Below are 25,170 nucleotides of genomic sequence, written 5' to 3'. Positions count from 1 at the left end.
AGCGAATGATTGATTTGATACTTACTGCCGTTCAACCTGCTTACATTCAGTTGATCGCGGCGGTTGCTAAAGGTTAGCCTTTAGCTTACCTGTTTTTTGCTTGGCTGCATGGATTAGGCTTGATGACGCTAATCTGATGTTCGCTAAGCCAAAAAATCAGGTATTTAATTTGTGCGTTTACCAATTGCCTGAGCCAGGAAAGGTAAACTAGGTCTGTCAGGAGCTTCTTAAACAGCCTCTGTTGGATTAGACCAGTGTAAATAATTTTAAACCAGTTTGGTGGTCAAACCCTATTGTTGGACAGGGGGCAGGGAGCAGGGAGCAGGGAAGGGGAATATTCTTGATAGTTTTTTGGAAGTTGTGTCTATGGCGATTGGGTTTCAAGCAACTAGGTAATTTAGATGTTAGACAAAACTATTAAGTAATTTTATGTACCAAGTTAATCAACATCAGATAATTAATTCGGGTTCTCATAAACGCCCAAGGTTGGCGCTGACATTAGGAGATCCGGCGGGAATCGGGACTGAGGTGATTTTAAAGGCTTTGGCAGATCCAGATTTGCAGCAAAATTTTGATGTGAAGGTAATCGGTAGTTTAGATTTATTGAACAAAATTTACACAAACTTGGCTGTGGACGATCGCATAACATTGGCAAATCCAGCGGATTTATCTGTGATTGATGTGCCATTACCAGCAGATATTCAAGATGAAATTATCATTGGTACCGGAAATCGAGCGAGTGGTGCGGCGAGTTTTGCTTATATGGAATATGCGATCGCCCAAACCCTAGCTGGTAAATTTGATGGTATTGTTACGGCTCCTATCGCTAAATCGGCTTGGAAGGCTGCGGGGTATGATTATCCCGGACAAACGGAACTTTTAGCCCAAAAATCTGGTGTGGAGCGATTCGGGATGTTATTTGTGGCGCGATCGCCTTATACTAATTGGACGCTGCGTACTTTGCTCGCAACCACACATATCCCACTTTGTCAAGTATCTCAAACCCTGACACCGCAATTATTAACTAAGAAGCTGGATTTGCTCGTGGATTGTTTAAAACAAGATTTTGGGATCAAAAATGGCAAAATTGCGATCGCGGGTTTAAATCCCCACAGTGGCGAACAGGGACAATTGGGAACAGAAGAAATTGATTGGTTAATTCCCTGGTTAGAACAAGAGCGTCAAAACCGTCCCCATTGGCAGCTAGAAGGGCCAATTCCACCTGATACGATGTGGGTAAAGCCTGGTCAAGCTTGGTATGGCAACGGTCACAGCCAAAATCCGGCTGATGGTTATTTAGCACTTTACCACGACCAAGGTTTAATTCCGGTGAAATTGATGGCTTTTGATCGAGCTGTCAATACTACTATTGGTCTTCCTTTTGTTAGAACTTCACCGGATCATGGTACGGCTTTTGATATTGCGGGCAAAGGGATTGCTGATGCTACCAGTATGAAAGCTGCAATTGAGTTAGGCGCAGAGTTAGTGAGGCAAAGATTGGGCGATCGCGCGATCGCCAATCGCAATTAAACTGGGATAGGCGATCGCTGTTTGCTATATTACTAATAATGGGCTAATCGTGCATTAAGAGCCGAAAATCCTACCAAACAACCAAATAAACCGATTACCCAACCTTGATGCACCGTGAGTAAATTTACATTAGCGGCGGCGGGGAAGTGACCTTCTGGTGCATTATCTGTAAAATTGAGGTCAGAGTAGAATCGCCATTGATTATCGACGCGCCAGCCGATGCGATCGCAAAATTTACCCCATGTCTGATAATCAGCATCAGGTTTACCGCCAATACTTTCCCAAATGCGCTTTTGCACGCTAAATCCAAAACGTCCTTGGCTATATTTAACCCAAAGTTGGTCAATAATACAAAGGTCGCTGTAGGGAAATTTGTTAATGGCTTCAATATCTAGCCAGCCGGCTTTTTCTCGCCGCGCCAGTTTGAGCATCAGGGTGACGGTTTCCCGTTCTGCGGCTTTCCAATCACCAGCAGCGAGTAATTGAGATAATCGCTGGTAGTTGACTTTGCGTTCTGAATTGAGGTAATCAATAGCTGGTTCGGGAATTGTGGCTGTTGACTGATGTTGGGGTTGTGGGATTGTATTTACAGGAGAAACATAAACAGGAGATTGCGCCGTCAAGCCGCTACCTCCTAAATGTTGAGCCAGGCTAACAGCAGTATTAATATTGTGTTTACTGGCAATATTTTCTACTGTATCTGTCCGCATCCAGAGTTGCTCTAATTTAGCTAATTCATGACTATGAGTAACTTCTGTAGTAAGTAAATGTAAATACTGATTATTGATTTCTTGTAAATTTGCATACTTGTTGACGATAACCCGTTGCGATTGAGCGATCGCCTGGCTATTGATTTGGGGCGTTTGCAAGGGATACTTATAATGGGTCAACAATTCTGGCACGCGGAAGTTGAGATATTGGTGCAAACGTTTCACTGTGGCGCATTGTCCTTGAATTCCTAAAGCTTCGAGGATTGCATGGGTAAACGCACCTTGTTGGAGTGCATCGATTTCTGAAGAACATTCATCAGGACTACAAGATAATATACTGATGATTCCGGTTTGTTGTGCTAGCTGTTGTGTTTGTTGTCCAAATCCGGCATTATTTTGCCCCTGCTGCTGGCGGCAAGCATCTAACATCATTACAATATGGTCACAGCCAGAATTACCCAGGTATTCTGTAAGATATTGCAAAGAAATTCCCGTATTTTCTATATCATCTGGATTACCATCAGCCAACATGAGGTAATCTTGTTGAGCATGTACCATTCCATGACCGCTAAAGAAAAACCAGAAGTTATCTTCTGGTTCTAAGAAAGGTTGCTCAAATAACTTTTGGATGAATTGTAATAAGTTAGGGCGATCGAGATGAATCTGTTCACCACTAAGACTGGGTGAGTCATCCGCAAATAAGAAAACTCGCTCAAAACCTATTTCATTGTGAAGCAAATTCTGCATCAACTCTGCATCCCGCTGCGCATATTTGAGCGGTTGCAAGAAGTTGTAATGATTAATACCAATAACCAACGCCCAGTTTTTCACCATCTCAGTTTATGTTATTGCCACTACAAGTAGAGTTTGCCCATCCTAATCCAGTAATCTCAGGAATTTTCCTGAAAGTGATTCCACCCTAACCAATCATTACAAATCTTAAGGTTGGGAATAGGAATACTTTGTATTTCCTGCTACATATATCAGACAAACAACTCTTTCTACGGCAATTAGTTAAATGTTTCCGGACTAAAACCTGATATATTTTACATACACCCTACTGAATGTCAGTAGAGCAAACAATCAGCGACGTTGATTAATGGCAGATTAACGGGAAATTTGGGTCATGTTAGCTGTAAACCGAGATTGAGAGCAACAACAGCAATCTCTAGGAAATTATGCGATCAATAAACTAACCCTTAGCTAGTTGGGAAAACATCAGCCATCAGGTAATGATAAATCTACGTAACAGCGATGAGTGTTTAGTTGAAAAAGATACTAGTATCAACTTGGCAATCGGGAATAAAGTTAATTTAATTCAATATTTGCTGGCTTCAAGTTGTGATATCAAAGCACAGGTAGGATTATTGGCGAGATTGTCTCTCTGTATTACTCGGCAAGTTTGATTCATTTTTTGACAATAGCCTATTAGTAGTTATCAGGACAATAACTAACATCAGAAGCTGAACTTGCCAAGGTGCTAAAACCAAGCTCAAAATGAAGCAAATAGAACCAAATACACCAGCTATATAAGCTATTTCATCAGTAGATTGCTTCACTAAATAGCCAGTTAATAAAGCCGTACACAGGGGAACTAAGAAAAACAAAGCCATTACTACTAACCTCGGAAATCAAACGTATAACGTTAGATATCAATAGATAAAAAGCGATTTTTGACATTGTGGTTAATTTTACATCGCCCTAGGATTGAGAAACAACTGGCTATGTAAAATAACGGTGTAGAAAATCAAGATTTGATAATCATCTGATAAATTAGCTTAACACTATACGCTTGTATGGGAAGAACGATCTAGCATATTACCTACAGAAGTAGCGTTTTCCACTTAGACACCCAATGCTGAACATTCCTCAATTACTGGCAACTGAATTAGAGCTTAAACCTTATCAGGTGCAAAATGCGCTGGAACTTTTAGCAGAAGGTGCAACAATTCCTTTTATTGCACGTTACCGCAAAGAGCGCACCGGCGAAATGGATGAAGTTCAATTGCGGGACTTATCCGATAAGTATACATACTTAACTGAACTGGAAGAAAGAAAGGCGGTAATTTTAAATGCGATCGCTAATCAAGGTAAGCTGACTGATGAATTAAAAGCACAAATTACATCCTGTTTACAAAAAACTGAACTTGAGGATTTATACTTACCTTATCGACCAAAACGTCGCACTCGCGCCACTATCGCTAGAGAGAAAGGTTTAGAACCATTGGCGGAGTTTATTAAATCCCTCAATGTGAAAAATCCTGTCTCGGCTTCTTTAGAAATAGAAGCAGCGAAATATATTTCCGAAACTCAAGGGGTAAAATCTGCGGAAGAAGCGTTGAAAGGTGCGGCGGATATTTTAGCGGAAGAAATAGCCGAAAAAGCGGATTCGAGAGCATATATCCGCGATTATCTTTTAGAATCGGGTGTGTTTATCTCTTGGATTAAAGATGAACATCCCGAAGGAACAACAAAATTTGAAATGTACCGCAATTACCAAGCGAAAGTACCAAATATTGCACCCCATAATATCTTGGCGTTGTGTCGCGGTGAAGCGGAAGGAATCTTAAATTTTGAAATTTCTTTTGATGAAGATGTCGTACTTGGTTATTTGGAAGCCAAAGAAATTAAAACCAAAGTGCGTGGGATTCGCGATTTTTATCAAGCAACAATTAAAGATGCATTTAACCGCTTAATGAAAGCATCTTTAATAGGGGAAGCCATCGCAGAAAAGAAAGCTTATGCTGATATTGAATCGATTAAAACATTTGAAACAAATTTACGAGAACTGCTATTATCTGCACCAGCAGGAATGAAACCAACTTTGGCAATCGATCCTGGTTTTAGAACTGGGTGTAAAGTAGCAGTATTAGACCAAACTGGCAAGTTTTTAGAATACCAAGCTGTGTTTCCCCATCAAGCAGCAGAGCAACGGACAAAAGCTGCGCAAACTATCAAGAATTTGCTGGAAAAATACAAAATTGAATTAATAGCTATTGGTAACGGTACAGCTTCCCGCGAGACAGATGAATTTGTCACCCAAGTACTGCAAACAATGGAACGCAAACCGATTAAAGTCATGGTAAATGAATCGGGTGCATCAATATATTCTGCTAGCAAAGTCGCCTTAGAAGAATTCCCCGATTTAGATATTACCGTGCGCGGTGCGATTAGTATTGGTCGGCGATTACAAGATCCTTTGGCGGAATTGGTGAAAATCGATCCGAAATCTATTGGCGTGGGACAATATCAACATGATGTTGATCAAAAATTGCTGAAGAAAAAATTGGATGAAACAGTAGAAAGCTGCGTTAACTATGTGGGTGTGGATTTAAATACAGCTTCTAAAGAACTTTTAACTTTTGTTTCGGGAATTACCCCAGCAGTCGCCAATAATATAGTTACCTATCGCAACGAGAATGGAGCCTTTAAAAATCGCCGTCAATTGTTAAAGGTACCAAAACTAGGGCCGAAAGCTTTTGAACAAGCAGCCGGATTTTTACGAATTCGTAACGGTGAAAACCCTTTGGATAATACAGCCGTCCATCCTGAGAGTTATGCTGTAGTCCAGGCGATCGCATCTGACCTCAGCGTACCATTAAATCAGGTTACCCAAATCGCCGCCAAATTGCCAAAAGCTAACCTGAAGAAATACGTCACCGATACTGTAGGGGAACCGACACTGCGCGACATCCTCAAGGAACTAGAAAAACCCGGTAGAGATCCTCGTGCTGAGTTTAAGTATGCCACCTTCAAAGCAGGAATTACCGAAATCAAAGATTTAGAAGTGGGGATGGAATTAGAAGGTATCGTTACCAATGTCGCCAACTTTGGTGCGTTTGTCGATATCGGCGTACATCAGGATGGTTTGGTGCATATTTCCCAATTAGCTGATAGATTTGTTGACGATCCAAAGAAGATTGTCAAAGTCGGACAAGTTGTCAAAGTCAGGGTGTTAGAAGTGAATGAGAAATTAAAGCGGATTAGTTTATCGATGAAATCAGCGATGAAGCGGTAACAGCACATTAAATTATTATGAGCAATGAGAAAATGTAGCTAAAGATAGAGTTAAGCTGGAAAAATGCAGATTTTACAAGGGTTTTAATGATGACTACAGCTAACTCTCGACCTGTGGCGATCACCGTAATTTGCATTATTGGCTTTATTGGCTTAATTCCTTCTTTTCTACTGATTTTCTCGCCGGTAGCAGCTAGGATTGGTGCTTGGTATCCTCCGTTTTTAGCTTTAGCATCAGTCGGTGGTTTGATATCTTTCATCGGTATGTGGCTGATGAAGAAGTGGGGTGTTTACGCCTATATTGGATTGACAATCATGAGCCAAATTGTACTCATCACCAAAGGCGTATGGAATCCTTTAGCGCTTCTGATTCCCTTGATTGTGATCGCGATTGGCTGGACTAATCTCAAAAATATGTCCTAAGTACAGTTTTGCATAATATCGTGGGTGATTGAGGCGGGAATTTTTAACGCATAGGCGCTTCGCCTTCCCGCAGGGTAGGTTCGCCAAGGTAAGCGCAAAGGTACGCAGAGAATAAGCGAGGAATTTATTAAGTTTTGTAATGGGGAAAATCCGACGACATCGCCAATGGGAGTTTATCAAGTTCGACTGATTAATCAAACAATAGGTTTAGATCGTACTATTCAAGTACCAGACGATCAATATATCCTTGATATTGCCGAAGATAATGGTATTCGCCTACCCTCTGGGTGTAAACAAGGCGAATGTTCTGCTTGTGTGGCTAAACTTATCAGTGGTGAAGTGGATCAAAGCGAACAGAAATTTCTCCGTCCGCAAGAAATAGCAGCTGGCTATGTTGTTACTTGTGTGACTTATCCTCGTTCGGATTGCACTTTAGAAACTCATCAAGAACAGGTTTTATATAAGTCTTCGCTTTATTATCAGCAATAACTTGTTTTGACAGTCTCCGCCCTATAACCTGCGTAGGTTGGATTGAGAAACGAAACCCAATCTATAATTATCCTTAACTGAACCGTATTGATATATAAACTAAATTCTCCAGATTGTCGTTCATTATTGTATTTTTAATATTTTCTTTATAAATGAATACTGACACAATTGTCCATTATAAAAACATATTTTAGCAGAAAATCATTAAATAGTAAAATTAAAACCGCATATTTCAGCCAAATGGTAGAACGACAATCTACCCTCATATTGATGTTCAGACAGATTATTTAATTCAAGATAGTGAAAGTAAGTTCACATTATCAATAATCTGTTTGTGAGGTAAAAATAATGCTAAGTCCAGTGTTAACAGCAATAGCTACAGCCTTAAGTCTGCTAATAGTTGATTTAGTGGTTCCCGGCGTTAATATTGCTAATTTCCCCGCAGCGATAATTGCAGCATTAGTTATTGGCTTAGTTAATGGTACGGTAAAGCCTGTTCTTTCTACTTTATCTTTGCCACTTAATTTCTTAAGCTTTGGTGCATTTTCTTTAGTGGTTAACGGTATTTGTTTTGCCCTAGCTGCTGCATTAGTTCCTGGTTTTTCTGCTCACGGAATTATTGCTTTTATTCTGGGGCCGGTAATTCTGTCTTTTGCTAACACCTTCATTAACAACTACTTCGCTGAAAAGAATTTAGCATTAGGCAGTGGAGATGTGAATGACAAGACTCAATTACCCTCTAGCTAAATATGATTTAAGCTATCTCTGTGCTAGATATTAGTCATCGAATTAATGCCTGCGATAGATTTGATAATTCGGTGACAGTCATACAAATGAAAGTAAACTAAGCAAACATTAGAATCAAAACCATGAAATTAACTCGCTTACTTCTCGGTCTGTTAATACCTCCAGTAGGAGTATTTCTCGAAGTTGGTGTTGGCCCTACTTTATTTATCAACATTTTACTCACACTATTAGGTTGGCTTCCCGGTAGCATCCATGCTGTTTGGGTTATCGCCAAGCATGACGAACAATTTAATAGACAGTACTAGGGACTAGGGATTAGGGGAAGAGATTTTCTCTTGATTGACTAGTTTGCAAATGAAGCTGGGTTGAATACAAAATCAAACAAAATATTGGTAATGGGTTTTTGGTGTATTTCATCTTTCCCATTACCAATTTTTATGGCGCTGTGTCAGTTGTTTTTGGTAAGAGTTTAATAGTTGATGGAAAACTCAACAAAACAATGAGCCAATTTCAGCGCCTCACAAGGTTATAAAATTTTTATAAATACAGGTATGGTGAAGAATTACCAATGCCCAATACTTCGACTTCGCTCAGTACAAGTGCCCAAATAACGAATTATGAGTATTAAGAGAGTATTAGAACCAGAAGTAATGGACTCAATAGAAGAATCTGTTGCTTATGACGCGATGGATTTTTCAGAGGTAAATACGGCTTTTGCCAAAGAAGCGATCGCACTCTGCCCCCAAGCACAAGCTAAAATTTTAGATGTGGGTACTGGCCCTGGTCAAATTCCTATGTTAATCTGTCAAATGCAACCACAATGGCAGGTAACAGCGATTGACTTAGCTGCAACTATGTTAGAAATTGCTGCACAACACGTACAAAACGCTGGTTTGCAAGCACAAATTAATCTAGAATTAGTCGATGCGAAAAAATTACCATATCCAGATGCACAATTTGATATGGTAATTTCTAATAGTTTAATTCACCATTTACCCGATCCTTTACCATTCTTGTTAGAACTTAAGCGAGTGGTAAAACCTCACGGTGGGATTTTGATTAGAGATTTATTTCGTCCAGTAGATGAAGCGACAATTAATGATTTAGTTAACAGTATTGGGGGAGAATTTAACGCCATGCAGATAAAATGCTTCCGCGATTCTCTGTATGCTGCTTTTACTCTTGATGAAGTGAGAGAGTTATTTTCTCAAGCTGGGTTATCAGATGTCAAAATTTATCAAAATTCTCATCGCCATTGGACGGCGCAAAGGATTTGGAGTCAATAAGACAGAGGGCAGATGGCAGAAGTATGAAACAATAATTTTCATCACTATGTATGAGTATGAAAGGGAGAAAAGGAGATGAGGAGAAAGGAGAAATAACTTTTTTAGGTTACAGCTTACCTACATGATGAAAATTATAATCCCTTCTGTCCTCTGCCTCCTACCTCTTGCCTTCAAAAATTACCTTGGGGGAAGTTTTGGTTGATCGGAATGATCTTTATCTTTAAACAAATCAGCCGCAGCTAAAAGTACCTCTCTTAAAGTCTGTTTTAGCTGACGTTCTTTTCTCGCGATCGCACTTCCGGCTTCTCCTAGTTTCTCATCAAACTGCGATCGCTTTTGTTCTACTTGTAAAGCGATATTTTCCGCTTGGGGACGCGCTTGATTATACCAATGTTTAGCATCTTCTAAGTAATTTTGTACTTCCTCAGAACGCCCGCCATAACGCGCAGCTAAATTAGCGCGCACAATCGCCAGTTGTGCTTGCAATTGTGCATAGCGTTTCTTTAAAATAGCTGCTTCTTCACTATCTTTAATGCCATTAATGACAGAATCCAGCACAGTTTTAGTACTAGTAGAAGTTTCCTTTCCTGTCTCCTCAATTTCTGACAAAATTACATCAACATCTTGTTGCAGTAGTTCTTCTTCGCTATCTAATTGCGACTGTAATCTTTTAATTTCCGTTTGAGTTTTGGCAATATTTTCGTGGCGTTTGCTATTGACTCCTTCTAACACGCCTTCAATCGAAGCTGTCACCTCTTCTTTAATTTCGCTACCACGTTCTTGCGCAGTTTCCATCACAGCCGAAACCGCATCCTTAACAATAGTGCGCAGTTCTAGAGAACCCGCCTTAAATTCTGATGCTACCTGAGAAACAGCAGCTTTGACAATTTCACGAATGCGATCGCTTCTTAATTGTCCAGTTTCTTTAGCTTGTTGTAGGTCAGTTTGAATTTTCTCTTTGATATTGTTACTCATTTTGAATTTTGGGTATTTAGCTAATAAAATTTTCTAGACATCATCCTCTATCGTCATTATGACCTAGCCTTTTTCAAGCAAACACTTCCTTTAGATAGAAAATTTCTGCCATATTAATTATTACAGCCACCTACCACCCTAAATATTCTCTTCTTCTTGGCGTACTTGGCGTCTTATCTACGAGACGTTGCGCGTTGGCGCAAGCCTCTCGCAGATAAGGCGGTTAATAAATACCTGATACAGCAAAACTAAATTTTTTATGAATATCTTCTTTATATTATATTTACCTTTTATGAGATGATGAATATCTGTTGATAGCAAATAAACCTATTATGTGGCAAGTAAACATCAATTGTTCTGGTGACGCATGGAAAAGCTATGGTGCTGCATTTAAAGCACTCGCTGATAAATATCCAGGTGATTGTATTACCTCTAAAAAACTGCCCGATGGTCAACGGATTATGGTATACAAAATCGAGGATGTCAGCGATGCTGAAACTTTTACAGAAGAGTGTCAAAAATTCCCAGGATTTACAGCCTACTTTGAATCTTGAAATCAGCAGAAATTTATCTTGAGTATATGAAAAAACAATTTTTCTCAATCATCAAATTGATATTAATTACTTGCCTAATTTTCACAAGTATGGTTACACCATCTGCAACAGCCGCAGATATAGCTAACGGTGCCAAGATATTCAATATTCATTGTGCTGGCTGTCATGAAAACGGCGGTAATATTATCAGACGTGGTAAGACTTTAAAAAAGAAAGCACTGAAGAAAAATGGTATGGATTCTTTAGAGGCAATAACATCCATTGTCACCAATGGTAAAAGTAATATGTCAGCCTACAAAGACCGTTTAACAACAGAAGAAATTAAAGATGTTGCTGCTTACGTTCTTGAACAATCTGAGAAAGATTGGCGAAAATAAAGCCAACGAGTGGGGGTTGTTATTTGTCATTTTTCATTTGTCAAAATTTTTGTGCTTACCCCCACGGAAATTTCTTCATAATTTATCATTCATAATTCCCAATGACTCTACCAACAACAAGCTATCTGCAATTTACCCCTGATTTAAATATTTGTCGCATCTTAAATGGTATGTGGCAAGTTTCTGGCGGACATGGACGAATTAATCCCACATTTGCCATTCAAACCATGTTTAAATATGTAGACGCAGGCTTTACAACTTGGGATTTAGCAGACCATTATGGCCCTGCTGAAGACTTAATTGGTGAATTCCGTCGACAATTTATTGCTACTCGTGGTAAAGAAGCTTTAGCAAATATTCAAGCATTTACCAAATGGGTACCTCGTCCGGGGAAAATGACTAAAAAAATAGTCGAAGATAATATTAATATTTCCCTGCGCCGGATGGATGTAGAATCATTAGATTTAATGCAGTTTCATTGGTGGGAATATCAAGATAAAAACTATCTTGATGCGCTCAAATATATGGCGGAATTGCAAACAGAGGGCAAAATTAAGCATTTAGCTTTGACTAATTTTGACACTGAACATCTGCAAATTATCACGGAAGCAGAAATCAAAATTGTTGCTAATCAAGTGCAATTTTCTTTAGTTGACCGTCGTCCAGAAGTAAATATGATTAAATTTTGTCAACAGCACGACATTAAACTATTTACTTACGGGACAGTATGTGGTGGTTTGCTATCAGAAAAATACTTAGGTAAACCAGAACCGCGAGGATTTGATTTAACTACAATTAGCTTGAAAAAGTATAAAAATATGCTTGATGCTTGGGGTGGTTGGCAATTATTTCAAGAGTTACTTTCTACCCTGAAAACTATCGCTGATAAGCATGGGGTGAGTATTTCTAATGTCGCAGTGCGTTACATTTTAGATAAGCCTGCTGTAGGCGGTGTGATTGTAGGTGCAAGATTAGGCATATCAGAACATTTAGCAGATAACACCAAGGTATTTAGTTTTAATTTAGATGCTGAGGATTTGCAAAAGATTGATGATGTCTCGCAAAAATCCCGTGATTTGTATCAGTTAATCGGCGATTGTGGCGACGAATATCGGCGGTGATTGCTTTTATCGCTTCATCTATGGCTGAGGCGGAAAGAAGAAAAAAAAGACAGCAAGATTGGGGGAAGCGGAGACATTTTTCAATGAAGTTTCCCCGCGTCCCCCCTTCTCTCACTCTCCCCCTCTTCCTAAGCGCTAAAGTACTTCGCTACTGGGTGGTAAGTAATAATCGCCGTTGTAGACTGTTCTGGATAAAGCTGCTCACTTTCATCCATATATAGATTAATTCTGTCAGTCCCCAACAACTCCATCTGCTTAAATTGATCCTGAATATTCGGACAAGCCGGATAGCCAAAACTATACCGCGAACCCCGATAACGTTGCGCCAAGATATCCCGAATATTATTTGGTTCCTCAGTCGCAAAGCCTAACTCTTGGCGAATCCTAGCGTGTGTCCATTCCGCCAAAGCTTCCGCTACCTGCACCGCTAAACCGTGGAAATACAGATAATCCGTGTATTGATTATTTGCAAATAACTTCTGCGCATACTCCGTCGCAATCTCACCCACAGTTACCGCTTGCATTGGGAACACATCAATTATTCCTGATTCCTTCGGCGCAAAGAAATCTGCAATACAAAGTCTGTTAAAAGACTTCTGTCTGGGAAACTCAAAACTGGCTTTTACCTCTGTGTTCTGCGCGCCTTGGTTCGGTTCATAAACATACAAAGTATTACCCTCAGCCTGACAAGGGAAATACCCATAAATTACCTGAGGATGCAACAAATTCTCCTCAATAATCCGCTGTTTCCATTGTTCCAAAACTGGATAAACCTTCTCCGCTAAGAAAGCCTGATATTCTTCCTTAGTTTGCTCCTTTGGTTTGCGGAATTGCCATTGTCCGGCTATCAAAGCTTGCAAATCTAAATACCAGAATAATTCTTCTAAAGAAATATCATCAGGCTGTAATAACTTCGTTCCCCAGAACGGTGGTGTCGGACGTTCAATATCTACCGCCACGGCTTCAGAACGTCTGGTATCTACAACAATTTTGTCCTCTGAATCTTGAGTATTTTTTGCAGATTCCTTAGCCTGAGACTCTGATTTTTTGGTAATAACTTCTGCTGCATCATCACTAACTTCATCCAAAAAGCCTTGTAAATTATCCCATTTACCTGCTGTTTTGGCTGGCATTAATTTATCCATGAAATGCAAGTCAGAGAACGCATCTTTGCCATAAATAACTTTACCTTTATAAGTATTTTGGCAATCTTGATAGACAAATTTGGGAGTCAGCGCCGCACCACCTAAAATTACCGGCACAGTGATTCCCTTTTCGTTAAATACCTCCAAATTTTCTTTCATGAAAGCGGTAGATTTCACCAGTAACCCACTCATAGCAATACAATCAGCTTGATGCTGTTCGTAAGCTTTAATGATGTTTTCTACTGACTGTTTGATGCCCAAATTAATGACTTTATAGCCATTATTAGAAAGAATGATATCCACCAGGTTTTTACCAATATCATGGACATCACCTTTCACTGTGGCAATAATCACACTTCCTTTAGCATTATTCCCCGCTTCTGACTTTTCCATGAATGGTTCGAGGTAAGCTACCGCCGCTTTCATGGTTTCCGCCGACTGTAAGACAAAGGGTAGCTGCATTTGTCCGGAACCGAATAACTCACCCACTACTTTCATCCCATCCAAGAGAAATGTGTTGATAATTTCCAAGGGGGGATATTGTTCTAAAGCTTTGGTGAGTTGTGCTTCTAATCCAATGCGTTCACCATCAATAATATGACGCTTGAGGCGTTCTTCAATAGGTAGATTTTCATCCACACCTTTGTTGCGTTTTGTCGTCACCCCAGCAAAAACTGTAGTCAGTTCTCCTAAAGGATCATAAACGCAGACATCACCTTCAAACCGCCGTTCATCATAAATCAACTGGTGACAAACTTCTTGATGTTGTGGTTCAATCTTCGCTAATGGTAAAATCTTGCTAGCGCTAACAATGGCTGCATCCATTCCCGCAGTCATCGCCTCGTGTAAAAACATCGAGTTCAGCACAATCCGCGCGGCGGGATTTAAACCAAAGGAAATATTCGAGACGCCCAAAATTACATGACATCCAGGCAATTCTTGGCGAATTCTCCGAATCGCTTCGATTGTCGCCTTACCATTCTCCCTATCTTCCTCAATCCCGGTAGAAATAGGTAAAGCTAAAGTATCAAAGAAAATTTCTGTGGGTGGGATACCATATTCTACAGCTTGACGATAGGCACGTTGCGCGATCGCAAATTTTCTCTCAGCAGTTCGCGCCATCCCTTCTTCATCTATCGTCCCAATGACTACCCCTGCACCATATTTCTTGGCTAATTCCAGCACTTTCAAGAAACGCGGTTCGCCATCTTCATAGTTAGTCGAGTTGAGTAAACACTTACCCCCCGCGACTTTTAAACCCGCCTCCATTTTTTCCCATTCGGTGGAATCGAGCATCAAGGGTAATGTCACATTATTAACAATGCGCGAAACGAGTTCGTGCATATCTCGTACCCCATCGCGCCCTACGTAATCGACGTTAACATCAAGCACATGGGCACCTTCTTTCACCTGGGATCTGGCCATTGACACCAGCCCATCCCAATCTTCCGCATTCAGCAATTCGCGGCACTTTTTGGAACCGCTAGCATTGAGGCGTTCGCCGACAATTAAGAAAGAATTATCTTGATCGTAAGGTTGAGTAGTATAAATCGATGCTGCCGCTGGTTCTAAACTCGTCTGTCTTACCTTCGGCTTGAGATCCTTGGCAATTTCAGCTAATTGTTGAATGTGTTCTGGACGTGTCCCACAGCAACCCCCAATCACTTGGACACCCAAATCTTCAACAAAATGCATCAAAGCCATCCGTAATTCCATCGGTGTCAAGCGGTAGTGTGCTTGACCGCCAACATTCTCCGGTAAACCCGCATTAGGAATACAAGAAACGATAAAAGGTGAATGTTCTGCCAGATATTTAATATGTGGCTTCATTAAATCCGGGCCTGTGGCACAGTTCAATCCCAAAATATCAATGGGGTATGGTGCCAAAATTGTCAGTACGGCGCTGATTTCCGTACCTACCAACATTGTCCCCATACTTTCCATTGTCACCGATACCATCAACGGACGGCGATCGCCTTTTTTTGCAAAAACCTCTTCAATCCCATTCAGCGCTGCTTTAATTTGCAACACATCCTGACAAGTTTCCACCAGAAATATATCAACCCCACCATCCCATAAAGCTTCTGCTTGTTCGGCAAAATTAGTTTTCAGGGTATCAAAGTCAATATGTCCCAAGGTAGGAAGTTTGGTTGTGGGGCCAATGGAACCCGCCACAAACCGGGGTTTTTCTGGTGTAGAAAATTCCGCCGCCACAGATTTGGCTAATTCTGCGGCTTTCTTGTTCAGGTAATATGTTTGATCGGCTAAATCATATTCTGCCAAAACAATCGAAGTCGCACCAAAAGTATCCGTTTCAATCACATCTGCACCAGCAGCGAGAAAATCACGGTGAACCTTGGCGACAGCTTCCGGTTTAGTGTGGATTAAATATTCATTACAACCTTCATACTGCGCCCCACCAAAATCATCAGCCGTCAAGTTTTGTGTTTGTAAGTTAGTACCCATAGCACCGTCAAAGACGATAACCGGGGCTTCTGGATTATGTAAGCGTTCAAGAAAAGGATGTTTCATGTTTTCCGTGCGGAAATAATGTTAGTCGTGTTTTATTAGACTTAACTTATTATTTCTAAAATTTACAAATTTTCGCCACCGTGGAATAAATTTGCACAGGGCAACAGAAAATTATGGTCAAAAGTTCATAGTTGACGGTTGACTATTCACCAAAATTAATTATTTCTTGAACGCTCGTTAATCCAATCTTGTAAAATTGGGTTGACTAATTCCGGTGCTTCATCTTGCGGGCAATGTCCTACGCCTTCTAAGGGAATAAACTTCAATACTTGCGGATAATCAGCTAAGTCTCTACCTAAATCGACTGGTTCCCAAGGGTCAGCTGTTCCCCAGATAATAATAGCCGGACAAGGTAGGACGGGAAGCAAATCTTCCGGTAAGGGGCCGCGAGAATAACTGGTAAAAGCTAGAAACACGGCTACTGCACCGGGGTCTTTAGCTGGCGCGGTTAAAATATCTACTAACTCGTCTGTCACCGCCTCAGAGTTAGCGTAGGCTTGGAGGAGAATTTTCCTGACTGTTTGAGGTTTGGCAATTTGATTAAAAAAGAACTTGCCAACCGGTTTGATGGATAATATATTTTGCAGCAATGGTGCGCCTAGGCGACGAGACAAGGGTAAAGTTGCTCGTTTGCGATCGTGTAATAGTCTTAAAGAACAGTTAAGCAAAGCCAGTCCTAAAGCAATCTCTGGGTTGCTAACTGCTGCTTGCATCGCCACAATGCAGCCAATGGAATTTCCGACTAAAAATGCTGGTTCACCTACAACTTCCTGACAAAAATCTGCTACTTGCTGTCCCCAAGTTTCTAGAGTGTAGTCAATTTTTTTACCGGGTTCTGGTTTAGCTGAACTGCCAAAGCCAATCAAATCTAAGGCATAGACGCGACAATTTTCTGCTAACACGGGTATATTTTGCCGCCAGTGCCACCATGATGCCCCAAAGCCATGTACCAGCACGACGGCTGGGCCAGAACTTCCTTGACTTTGATAACAGATGGGAAAACCTTGCCAAATCCAAGTTTTTGTTGCGGTAAATGTGGTTTTATAATTCGTCATGGCAGTTGATCGATATGAATGTCACAAGTAGACCGAAATGTTTTACCGCAGCCATTTTTAAAGAATATTTAAAATAATTAGAGCATTGCTGATGCCATTCGCCAAAAAGGGGTGACATCTGCAATCTCATACTGGGACTTTGCTGCTATTACCACTGGATGGGAATCCGTAACTTGTGATTACTGTCCCGTCAGGGTTAGAGAAGTTGTCAATCAGTGGCTGATGTCCGCCGCGCCGTACTAAACCTATATCATATTTACGTATAAAAAATAACATTGTATCCAATATTTTCCTGCTGAGTTTGGTTTGGGAAAGTAGTTAGCAAGACAATATTTATACTTTTAAATTAGCTGCTGTCAAGCAGCTACACTCTCAGAGTAAGTATTTATCTTTGTTGACAGCGGACAAATTTAACACAAACTGAATGCATCATGGGAAATTTATAATTGCTATAAGGTATATACACAGTATTATGGCTATAGCTATAACAACGTTTAGTAAATTTTTTACAAATAGTATTTATTTTCAATGAGGCTGCTAAAATCTGGCTAGAATTTCCAATTATTTTGGTTTCATAGAAGAATTTATCTCTACAGGGCAATGAGCTGGAACTGAGGATTGTCTTCTACCTGCAAGCAAGCTGAGTCAAATAATCAATTCAATTATTCAATAAATCGCAGATATTAACCCATAATTAAGTTTTAGTAAAGAAAGAATTAACCTGGCTGAGGAAACAGCAAGTCTTGCTAGTATTGATTACAGCAATTCTACTGGAATTATAAATATTCGACCATAGCCCAAATTCTGCGCCCACTACCTAGTTGTCTTAGCTTGCGTAAAAATTACAATGATATCTAGTTCAATTGTCCAAAATTAGTATCAGTATTAGATTCAGTAGTTTTACAATTTACGCTCGCTAAATTAATTCCTAAAATTATTACTTATTAAGCATCTGCCAAGGAGTGGTTTGCAACTAGGAAAGTGACGCTGAATTTGCCGCAATTTTTTTTGTTGCTAGTTCCTCCAAACCTAAACCCATGACTATACTAGAATCTATTGATACTCCTATTGGGAGCTATGCACCAGACTTTGAACTGCCAGGAATAGATAATCAAGTACATCATCTTAGCCGTTATTTGAATAAGTTCCGTGCAGTTGCTGTGATTTCCATGTCCAACCACTGTCCGTATGTAACTTTATATTTAGAGCGACTCAAAAAAATTCAGGCAGAATTTGCCAAAATAGGTTTTACACTAATTGGGATGAATGGCTGTGGAGCTATGGGACAGCCAAAACAAAGTTTAGAAAATATGAGCATTTTTGCCGAGTCTCATCAGTTGAACTTCCCTTATATTTGGGATTCGACTCAGGATGTGACTCAAAGCTTTGGTGCGACTAAAACACCAATGGCTTTTTTAATCGATAAGACGGGTATTGTACGCTACAAGGGAGCTATTGACGACCATCCCCAAAAGCCTTTAGCAGCAGGAGAAGATTATTTAAAAAATGCGATCGCGGCGTTGCTAAAAGGCCATAAAATAAATACACCAGAAACTGAGGCGGTAGGTACTTCATTAATCTGGCATAACTAGACAGAGATAGCCATTGTACTGCTATCTTAAGTTGGAGGCAATTGCAACTGTTTCGACAAAGCGTAACTTCATGGGAACGAATTACCGACGGGTTTTACTTAAACTGAGCGGTGAAGCTTTAATGGGCAACATGGGCTATGGGATTGATCCAGAAGTGGTCAAGGAAATAGCCCAAGAGGTGGGAGAGGTGGTAGCCACTGGCGTGCAGATCGCGATCGTGGTGGGCGGCGGCAATATTTTTCGTGGTGTGAAAGCAGCATCGGCGGGTATGGATCGCGCCACTGCTGACTACATTGGGATGATTGCCACGGTAATGAATGCCATGACCCTGCAAGATTCGTTAGAACGAATAGGGGTGCAGACGCGAGTACAAACGGCGATCGCTATGCAAGAATTAGCCGAACCTTATATTCGTCGTCGTGCCATCCGTCATCTTGAAAAAGGGCGGGTGGTAATTTTTGGCGCTGGTTCGGGGAATCCCTTCTTTACCACAGATACCACTGCGGCATTAAGAGCAGCAGAAATCGATGCTGAAGTGATTTTTAAAGCCACCAAGGTAGACGGAGTATACGATGCCGATCCTCATGTCTATCCAAATGCTAAACGTTATACCAGCCTCACATACGCCCATGTTTTGGCGCAAGATTTACGGGTAATGGATACTACAGCGATTGCCTTGTGTAAAGAAAATAATATCCCAATTCTGGTTTTTGACTTAACGGTGCGAGGTAATATCCATCGGGCAGTCATGGGAGAATCCATAGGCACCCTTGTGGGAGGTTCTTGTGAAATTAGCTGAAGCTGAGAGTAAAATGCAACATACCGTTGAGGCAACTCAACGAGCTTTTAACACGATTCGTACTGGCCGCGCCAATGCGAGTCTCTTAGATAAAGTATTGGTGGAATATTACGGTACACCAACGCCATTAAAATCACTGGCAAATATCAGCACACCTGATGCCTCAACCATTTTGATTCAACCTTACGATCGCAGTAGCTTGAATATTGTGGAAAAGGCAATTTCCTTGTCAGATGTGGGTTTAACTCCCAGCAATGACGGTTCTGTAATCAGGTTGAATATCCCGCCCCTAACAAGCGATCGCCGTAAAGAACTCGTCAAACTGGCTGCTAAATATGCCGAAGAAGGGCGTGTGGGAATTCGTAACATTCGCCGCGATGCCGTAGATTCGATTCGCAAGCAGGAAAAAAGCGCGGAAATTTCGGAAGATGAATCCCGCGATCAACAAGACAAGCTGCAAAAATTAACTAATAAATACACTGCCAGAATTGACGAATTATTGGCAGAAAAAGAAAAGGACATTACGACTGTTTAGGGTATGGGGCATTGGGCATGGGGCATTGGCTTCGGCTCCTATAGGCTATCCTCATTCCCAAGGGCAGTTTTTCACCACTGACAACTGACCACTAACAACTGACAATTGACCTAGAAACCACAGATATTTATCGCTATTATTCGGTGTTTATCTGTGGTTTTACTTAATCAGTGAGAATTTTTGATGCGCGCTAAGTATACACTAGTCTAGGGTGGGGAATGCCCACCTGATTAGGTTTTGCTGGGCTAAGTGAGGAGCAAGAATTCAGCAATATGTACGACTGTATTATCGTTGGAGCCGGGCCATCAGGGGGAACTGCTGCCTATCATTTGGCTAAGCAGGGTCGCTCAGTATTAGTTTTAGAAAAAGCATCTCTACCCAGATATAAACCCTGTGGTGGTGGAGTGTCACCAGCGATCGCTCAATGGTTTGATTTTGATTTTAGCCCAGCGATTTCTGTTAAAGTAGAATCTTTGCGCTTTACTTGGAATTTAGAAGATCCAGTAGAATCCAAAATCAACGTGAAAGAACCGATGTGGATGGTAAGACGGGATGTTTTTGACCATTTCCTCGTCCAACAAGCCCAGAAACAAGGGGCGAAACTGCAAGATAATACAGAAGTCACAGGTATTGAGTTTACAGGCGATGCTTGGCAGGTGAATACAGCCAATGGCCCGGTTTTAGGTCGCTATTTAATCGCTGCTGATGGCGCTAAAGGGCCGATGGCTAAATGGTTAGGCTTTAAAGACCGCAAACGCCATTTAGCTGGCGCATTAGAAGCCGAAGTTCCCGCCAATGTGGAAAATACATCTCTGGCGCATTTTGAATTTGGCTTGGTGAAGAATGGCTATATTTGGAATTTTCCTAAAGCTGATGGGTATTCTTTAGGTGTGGGTACGCTTATTGGCGGCGCACCTCCCCAAGATTTTAAGAAGATTTTAGATGAATACGCCCAATCTTTTGATGTCGATGTGAAAGTTTGTCAGCAATACGGTCATCCGATTTGCTTGTGGAATGGGAATCAAAAGCTACATACTCAAAATGCTGTTTTGGCTGGGGAAGCAGCTTGTGTAGTTGACCCGATGACGGCGGAAGGTATTCGCCCTTCGATTTTTAGCGGTTTGCTAGCAGCCAGTGCTATTAATCGGGCGCTGTCGGGGGATATTAACGCTGTAGAAGAATATACCAATGCCATTAACGAACAATGGGGAACGGATATGGCTTGGGCGCAAAAATTAGCTAATGCATTTTATCGCTTTCCCAAAATGGGTTATGGCGTGGGTGTAAAGCGTCCTTCTGGTGCGCAAATTATGGGTAAAATTCTCTGTGGCGAAATGCGCTATGGTGAAGTTGTTAGTCGGGCGCTCAAGCGTTTAATTCCTGGGTTTGGTGGGTGAATTGTTGATGGTTGACGGTTGACGGTTGACTGTTGACTGTTGACTGTTGAATGTTGACAACTGACAACTGACTAAAAAGAAAATGTCGTTCTGATTGTGCCTACATAAACTGTATCGCTATTTTGTTTATGTTCGGGATTAGTGATGATTAATAACCCAGGAGTAATGGCAATATTGTCATTAATTTGAAAGCGATATAACATTTCTAAATGCCAAGCGGTAGCTTTATCTTGATATCTACTACCAAAATCATTACTCATAACTTTTGGCGGTTGACCAATGATAATACCTCCCAAGTTACCTTTTTTGCCTAAATCAGGAAAGGCTAAGGTAATTGCATAGTTCAAAATGTTAGCGCTGGGTTTTCCTGTAATGTCTTCGGCGGTGGCTTGTGTCAAACCAAACCAACCGCCTATAGTGAAACGACGGCTTAATCGCAAACTGGTTTGTAATCCGTAAGAATTTGCAGTGATACTGTTACTTTTATCGTTAAAAGGGTCATTAGCTAATTCGCTTCCAGTTGCTGTATTTATGTTATTAAAAGAGCGGATATAAGTTAAACCAAATTTATAATTATTGCTAGGTCTTAGAGTTAGTTGGACAATTGCACCATAGGGACTTTTGCTAATTCCTACTCTGGGATTGCGAGCATTATCAGCGATATAACCAATACTTAAATTAACATTCTTGCTAAGTTGATAGTCTATACCTATACCCATACCCGCACTTTGGCGGTAAATCGGGTTATGTCTGCCAAAGCGGGAGATTGCACCGAGACTACTTCTGATAAAAAAAGGATTTACTGTATCAGCAAAATCGCTTAATTCGCTACCAGTAGCGCTAAGAGAAATTCTGGCTTGTTTGCTAATAGGAAAGGTATATTCTAAGCGGCTGATATTGAGTTCATTATCGTTATCACTTTCAAAGCCTAACCTAGCCATATCTGTACCTGTGGCTTTTTCTAGGTTAGAGATATTTGCTGCTTGCAATCGCACTCGGAACCGATCTTTACCACTAAAGCTAGTATCAAGATTTAAGCGTACACGATTATTGAGGACAAGATGATCGTCGATGGGTTTTTGATTGCGATCGCTTTTTTTTTCACCAAACGCTCCCGTAATTGCAAATATGGCTTCTCCTGTTAGCTTGGTAGTGGTGGAAAATTGTTGTGTTTGCAATTGTGTAGTTTGTAACTCTAAATTTTCTATCTTGCGTTCTAAGCGACTTAATTCAGTTGAAAATTCCGTTTGCAGTCTTTGCAATGTTGCTAAATCATCTTGATTCACCGTTATTTGATTGGCGGTAATGAGTTGCTGAATTCTCCGCCAGCAGGAATTTAAATGAATTGCAAATTCATCACGGGTAAGAGTTTGGTTACCTGCATAAATGCTATGGTAATTAAGCTGGCAACCGTAGCGTTGTTCTAGGGATTGCAAGGCTTGGAATGCCCAATCGGTAAATTTTAGATCTGATAGTTGGGAAACGGAATTAAAAGATGATATATTGCTTGGTTCTGTGTTGATAATATCATTAGCTAAGGCTGGGTGGGATAAGCTTAAAATTGCGCTAATCGTAGCAGAGCTAAAATATATCAATTGACGAAAAAGTTTTGTGAAACCAAAAATTTGTTGATAAAAAAGTTTGATTTTAATATGTAAAAGTATGTGCTGATTCACGTTTTTGGCAACACATCAAATATGAGATGAATTCGCCATTCTTCAGCAGGGTTAAAAGCCTCATGGGTTTGTTTATTATCAAACCACCACAGTTCACCTTCATGCATGGTAACTTCTTCACTGCCGCATTTCATCCAGCTACCTGATTGACTTTGCAGTACCAGATGATAGCGATCGCGCAATCTATAATATTCTCCGTGGTCGATGTGGCTGTAAACTCTTCCCTTGGGAGCTAATCTCACAATGTTAACTCTACCTAGTTCGCCCCCAATCTCCGCCACAAAATCCTCTACCCAATTCATCACCACAGGAAATTCCTTGGCTACTTCGGTGGGACAAGATTCATGGACATCCCTAGCATTCTCAATTCCCACCGGAAAGGGTTTGACTGCTCTTTTGAGGAAAATACTTTGAGTTTCTTGTTGGGGGGCGAGTTTTTGCTGGCGGCTGGTATCATAAAACCATAAAGGCGATTTTTCGGTGATTTCCGCCATGATTGGGGCAATATCTACTTTTTGCTTGAGCTTTTGAAAAGCTATTTTGGGTTGGGGTGGTTGTTGGGGAAATTCTGGTAAATTGTAGAGTTTGAGAATCGCCATCAGGCTTTGCTGCACATTATCGAGACGAATAGTGTTGTCATAGACAGTAGTGCGGACACCACCCGAAATGAGCGATCGCTCTTGGATGTAGAACATATCCACATCATCTTTAAATTGTAATTGGCGAATATGGCGTAATCCCCGCCAGATAGCTAACTCATAAGCATTAGCTCTAGGTGTATCGTTGCTTTGTTTAGCCAAGCGATAAGCATCCACTAAACCTTGGAGATAATTTCCGGTTGTCGCCGCATGGGGTGAACCGTATTCTTTCTGTGCTGGATTGTAAAATCGCCCCCGCCCATCCAAAGAGCGGAGTTGTTCCCATTGCTGCATTGGCAATAGCCAATCGTTCATCTCGAAGATAAAATCCCGGAACAACGGATCGCAGGTCTCATCGTATAGCAATGCATAGGCTTGAGTGTGCCAGGGAATAAAGGCGGGATGACGGTGCTCTAAGTGCCATTGGCGATAATATAGGAAGCTTTGGCGACATCGCTGCAACAAATATTGCTCGTGATTTACTTTATACAGAGATGCCCAAAAGAGCAGCACTAATCCTGGGTGTAAATTCTGGCTGCGGGGCTGAGAACTGATACAAAATGAGCCATTTGGTTGCCAAAACGTTTCAATCTCTTGACAGAGCATGTGGAAAATATCAGCATAGCGATCGCGATCGGGATGTTCCAGAATCGCTAAAGCTGCTAAGGCTGTTGTGCCCAGTTCTACTTTACCCCGATGTTCGCTACCGCTGATGCCGGATTGTAATCGATAGTACTGCGCCAAATTGTAAGTCAGATTGCGATCGGCCATGAGTAGGCGATCGGACTGACCTGTAAATTGGGCATAGCGGATTAAGCCCAAAGTTGCTAAAAACTGACGAGTTATGTTATTATCATCAGAAGGGTGGTTTTTGCTGGGAAAATATTTGTATATTAAGCGTCCATTGTCAATGCAGTTTCCCTGTAGCCATTTCCCCATACTCCCCAGCATATCTGAGATAGTTTGGCTGGAAATTTCAGCTAAAGGTACAATCTGATTGCCGCGATATAATTTTGTGACGGCAACAGCAGCATCAAGAGTTAGCAATATTTGTTCCGCTTCAAAAGCTGCGATAATTCCGCCATGATTGGCGAAAGCTTCAGCAGAAAGAGATATCTGTTGCAGAAAATTAGTCAATACCTCTGGAAAGCTCAAGTTATTCGCAATCATCTGCGTGGGACTATATATTGCCACCTGGGATTGATATTGCAGTTTAATGCCGCGAATTCCTCTTTTTGAATTGGGAAACTTAGTAGAAAAATCTAGAACTGAAACAGGCCGATAGTGGTGAGTCAGACACAGTTCAATAGTATCTACTTTTTGCCAGCCTTCATTGGAGATAGTGGAGGTGACAGTACCGCAGATGGCATTCAAGACTTCACCTTTATCAAGCCAGTAATCGCACAGCAAAACTCCATTTTGGCGTAGGGCGACATAGCCAGGGCGATCGCTGCTAAAAACGCGCAGTTTTTTTGGCAAATCGCTGAAAGCTGTGGTTAACAAGTCTGCTAAAGCAGTGTGATTAATGGTTGTGTTGGGCATGGGGCATTGGGCATGGGGCATGGGGCATTG

At 41.1% G+C, this 25,170-nt stretch carries 21 protein-coding genes; 14 read left to right on the top strand and 7 right to left on the bottom strand.

Annotation, left to right across the window (positions count from 1 at the left end):
- Window positions 1–429: 429 nt before the first annotated feature.
- On the top strand, window positions 430–1,530 hold the full coding sequence (pdxA, locus tag H6G41_RS00985) for a 4-hydroxythreonine-4-phosphate dehydrogenase PdxA (RefSeq protein WP_190742765.1): 1,101 nt from the start codon (window positions 430–432) through the stop codon (window positions 1,528–1,530).
- A 32-nt stretch (window positions 1,531–1,562) separates the two neighbouring features.
- Here pdxA and H6G41_RS00980 read toward each other — a convergent pair whose 3' ends face one another.
- Together H6G41_RS00980 and H6G41_RS00975 are read right to left on the bottom strand one after the other, a co-directional pair.
- A complete protein-coding gene (locus H6G41_RS00980) occupies window positions 1,563–3,074 on the bottom strand; it encodes a GUN4 domain-containing protein (protein WP_190742763.1) in 1,512 nt (503 codons plus the stop codon).
- A gap of 530 nt (window positions 3,075–3,604) precedes the next feature.
- Window positions 3,605–3,853: a hypothetical protein gene (locus tag H6G41_RS00975; protein WP_190742761.1), complete on the bottom strand. Its 249-nt coding sequence runs from the start codon at window positions 3,851–3,853 to the stop codon at window positions 3,605–3,607.
- 242 nt (window positions 3,854–4,095) lie between these two features.
- On the opposite strand from H6G41_RS00975, the gene H6G41_RS00970 reads away from it, so the two are divergent.
- The 6 genes from H6G41_RS00970 (at window position 4,096) to H6G41_RS00945 (ending at window position 9,202) form a co-directional block, all read left to right on the top strand.
- Window positions 4,096–6,258, top strand: a complete 2,163-nt coding sequence (locus H6G41_RS00970; RefSeq protein ID WP_190742759.1) for a Tex family protein — start codon at window positions 4,096–4,098, stop codon at window positions 6,256–6,258.
- Window positions 6,259–6,347: 89 nt separating this feature from the next.
- Window positions 6,348–6,680 carry a hypothetical protein gene (locus tag H6G41_RS00965; RefSeq protein ID WP_206756935.1) on the top strand — a complete coding sequence of 111 codons (333 nt, stop codon included), beginning with the start codon at window positions 6,348–6,350 and terminating at the stop codon, window positions 6,678–6,680.
- Between the two features lie 165 nt (window positions 6,681–6,845).
- Window positions 6,846–7,169: a 2Fe-2S iron-sulfur cluster-binding protein gene (locus H6G41_RS00960; protein ID WP_190742755.1), complete on the top strand. Its 324-nt coding sequence runs from the start codon at window positions 6,846–6,848 to the stop codon at window positions 7,167–7,169.
- Between the two features lie 348 nt (window positions 7,170–7,517).
- On the top strand, window positions 7,518–7,916 hold the full coding sequence (locus H6G41_RS00955; RefSeq protein WP_190633028.1) for a phage holin family protein: 399 nt from the start codon (window positions 7,518–7,520) through the stop codon (window positions 7,914–7,916).
- 122 nt (window positions 7,917–8,038) lie between these two features.
- Window positions 8,039–8,221 (top strand): YqaE/Pmp3 family membrane protein, encoded by a 183-nt coding sequence (locus H6G41_RS00950; RefSeq protein ID WP_190551008.1) that lies wholly within the window; start codon window positions 8,039–8,041, stop codon window positions 8,219–8,221.
- Window positions 8,222–8,539: 318 nt separating this feature from the next.
- The gene (locus H6G41_RS00945) at window positions 8,540–9,202 is read left to right on the top strand and encodes a class I SAM-dependent methyltransferase (RefSeq protein WP_190742883.1); all 663 of its coding nucleotides are present in this window, start codon (window positions 8,540–8,542) and stop codon (window positions 9,200–9,202) included.
- Between the two features lie 177 nt (window positions 9,203–9,379).
- Here H6G41_RS00945 and H6G41_RS00940 read toward each other — a convergent pair whose 3' ends face one another.
- Complete coding sequence (locus tag H6G41_RS00940; RefSeq protein ID WP_190742753.1) at window positions 9,380–10,177, bottom strand: histidine kinase; 798 nt, start codon at window positions 10,175–10,177, stop codon at window positions 9,380–9,382.
- A gap of 332 nt (window positions 10,178–10,509) precedes the next feature.
- On the opposite strand from H6G41_RS00940, the gene H6G41_RS00935 reads away from it, so the two are divergent.
- From H6G41_RS00935 to H6G41_RS00925, 3 genes are all read left to right on the top strand, one after another.
- Window positions 10,510–10,731 carry a hypothetical protein gene (locus H6G41_RS00935; RefSeq protein ID WP_190633030.1) on the top strand — a complete coding sequence of 74 codons (222 nt, stop codon included), beginning with the start codon at window positions 10,510–10,512 and terminating at the stop codon, window positions 10,729–10,731.
- Between the two features lie 26 nt (window positions 10,732–10,757).
- Window positions 10,758–11,108 carry a cytochrome c6 PetJ gene (gene petJ, locus H6G41_RS00930; protein WP_190742881.1) on the top strand — a complete coding sequence of 117 codons (351 nt, stop codon included), beginning with the start codon at window positions 10,758–10,760 and terminating at the stop codon, window positions 11,106–11,108.
- A 101-nt stretch (window positions 11,109–11,209) separates the two neighbouring features.
- On the top strand, window positions 11,210–12,229 hold the full coding sequence (locus H6G41_RS00925; protein ID WP_190742752.1) for an aldo/keto reductase: 1,020 nt from the start codon (window positions 11,210–11,212) through the stop codon (window positions 12,227–12,229).
- A 128-nt stretch (window positions 12,230–12,357) separates the two neighbouring features.
- On the opposite strand, the gene metH is transcribed toward H6G41_RS00925, so the two are convergent.
- A complete protein-coding gene (metH, locus tag H6G41_RS00920; protein WP_190742750.1) occupies window positions 12,358–15,906 on the bottom strand; it encodes a methionine synthase in 3,549 nt (1,182 codons plus the stop codon).
- Window positions 15,907–16,061: 155 nt separating this feature from the next.
- Window positions 16,062–16,961 carry an alpha/beta fold hydrolase gene (locus H6G41_RS00915; protein WP_190742748.1) on the bottom strand — a complete coding sequence of 300 codons (900 nt, stop codon included), beginning with the start codon at window positions 16,959–16,961 and terminating at the stop codon, window positions 16,062–16,064.
- Between the two features lie 1,037 nt (window positions 16,962–17,998).
- On the opposite strand from H6G41_RS00915, the gene H6G41_RS00910 reads away from it, so the two are divergent.
- From H6G41_RS00910 to H6G41_RS00895, 4 genes are all read left to right on the top strand, one after another.
- Window positions 17,999–18,553 (top strand): thioredoxin family protein, encoded by a 555-nt coding sequence (locus tag H6G41_RS00910; protein WP_190742746.1) that lies wholly within the window; start codon window positions 17,999–18,001, stop codon window positions 18,551–18,553.
- Between the two features lie 70 nt (window positions 18,554–18,623).
- Entirely contained in the window at window positions 18,624–19,352 is a 729-nt protein-coding gene (gene pyrH, locus H6G41_RS00905; protein ID WP_190742744.1) for a UMP kinase, read from the top strand.
- Window positions 19,339–19,887: a ribosome recycling factor gene (gene frr / locus H6G41_RS00900; RefSeq protein ID WP_190742742.1), complete on the top strand. Its 549-nt coding sequence runs from the start codon at window positions 19,339–19,341 to the stop codon at window positions 19,885–19,887. Before pyrH ends, frr begins: the two co-directional genes overlap by 14 nt.
- Before the next feature lie 272 nt (window positions 19,888–20,159).
- A complete protein-coding gene (locus H6G41_RS00895) occupies window positions 20,160–21,284 on the top strand; it encodes a geranylgeranyl reductase family protein (protein WP_190742740.1) in 1,125 nt (374 codons plus the stop codon).
- Window positions 21,285–21,355: 71 nt separating this feature from the next.
- Here H6G41_RS00895 and H6G41_RS00890 read toward each other — a convergent pair whose 3' ends face one another.
- A complete protein-coding gene (locus tag H6G41_RS00890) occupies window positions 21,356–22,960 on the bottom strand; it encodes an iron uptake porin (RefSeq protein WP_308795683.1) in 1,605 nt (534 codons plus the stop codon).
- Window positions 22,957–25,161: an aspartyl/asparaginyl beta-hydroxylase domain-containing protein gene (locus H6G41_RS00885; RefSeq protein ID WP_190742738.1), complete on the bottom strand. Its 2,205-nt coding sequence runs from the start codon at window positions 25,159–25,161 to the stop codon at window positions 22,957–22,959. The genes H6G41_RS00890 and H6G41_RS00885 overlap by 4 nt, the downstream gene beginning before the upstream one ends.
- Window positions 25,162–25,170: the final 9 nt, after the last annotated feature.

The organism is Tolypothrix sp. FACHB-123, assembly GCF_014697075.1.
GTDB lineage: Bacteria > Cyanobacteriota > Cyanobacteriia > Cyanobacteriales > Nostocaceae > Aulosira.
This window is presented reverse-complemented; position numbering and strand designations above follow the sequence as displayed.

Bases quoted from the DNA above. Each gene is read 5' to 3' on its own strand.
- H6G41_RS00975 (WP_190742761.1), bottom strand. From the start codon at position 3,853: ATGGCTTTGTTTTTCTTAGTTCCCCTGTGTACGGCTTTATTAACTGGC.
- H6G41_RS00960 (WP_190742755.1), top strand. From the start codon at position 6,846: ATGGGAGTTTATCAAGTTCGACTGATTAATCAAACAATAGGTTTAGAT.
- H6G41_RS00970 (WP_190742759.1), top strand. From the start codon at position 4,096: ATGCTGAACATTCCTCAATTACTGGCAACTGAATTAGAGCTTAAACCT.
- H6G41_RS00925 (WP_190742752.1), top strand. From the start codon at position 11,210: ATGACTCTACCAACAACAAGCTATCTGCAATTTACCCCTGATTTAAAT.
- H6G41_RS00895 (WP_190742740.1), top strand. From the start codon at position 20,160: ATGTACGACTGTATTATCGTTGGAGCCGGGCCATCAGGGGGAACTGCT.
- H6G41_RS00980 (WP_190742763.1), bottom strand. From the start codon at position 3,074: ATGGTGAAAAACTGGGCGTTGGTTATTGGTATTAATCATTACAACTTC.
- pdxA (WP_190742765.1), top strand. From the start codon at position 430: ATGTACCAAGTTAATCAACATCAGATAATTAATTCGGGTTCTCATAAA.
- H6G41_RS00935 (WP_190633030.1), top strand. From the start codon at position 10,510: ATGTGGCAAGTAAACATCAATTGTTCTGGTGACGCATGGAAAAGCTAT.
- H6G41_RS00965 (WP_206756935.1), top strand. From the start codon at position 6,348: ATGACTACAGCTAACTCTCGACCTGTGGCGATCACCGTAATTTGCATT.
- H6G41_RS00950 (WP_190551008.1), top strand. From the start codon at position 8,039: ATGAAATTAACTCGCTTACTTCTCGGTCTGTTAATACCTCCAGTAGGA.
- H6G41_RS00940 (WP_190742753.1), bottom strand. From the start codon at position 10,177: ATGAGTAACAATATCAAAGAGAAAATTCAAACTGACCTACAACAAGCT.
- H6G41_RS00885 (WP_190742738.1), bottom strand. From the start codon at position 25,161: ATGCCCCATGCCCAATGCCCCATGCCCAACACAACCATTAATCACACT.
- petJ (WP_190742881.1), top strand. From the start codon at position 10,758: ATGAAAAAACAATTTTTCTCAATCATCAAATTGATATTAATTACTTGC.
- metH (WP_190742750.1), bottom strand. From the start codon at position 15,906: ATGAAACATCCTTTTCTTGAACGCTTACATAATCCAGAAGCCCCGGTT.
- H6G41_RS00915 (WP_190742748.1), bottom strand. From the start codon at position 16,961: ATGACGAATTATAAAACCACATTTACCGCAACAAAAACTTGGATTTGG.
- pyrH (WP_190742744.1), top strand. From the start codon at position 18,624: ATGGGAACGAATTACCGACGGGTTTTACTTAAACTGAGCGGTGAAGCT.
- H6G41_RS00910 (WP_190742746.1), top strand. From the start codon at position 17,999: ATGACTATACTAGAATCTATTGATACTCCTATTGGGAGCTATGCACCA.
- H6G41_RS00955 (WP_190633028.1), top strand. From the start codon at position 7,518: ATGCTAAGTCCAGTGTTAACAGCAATAGCTACAGCCTTAAGTCTGCTA.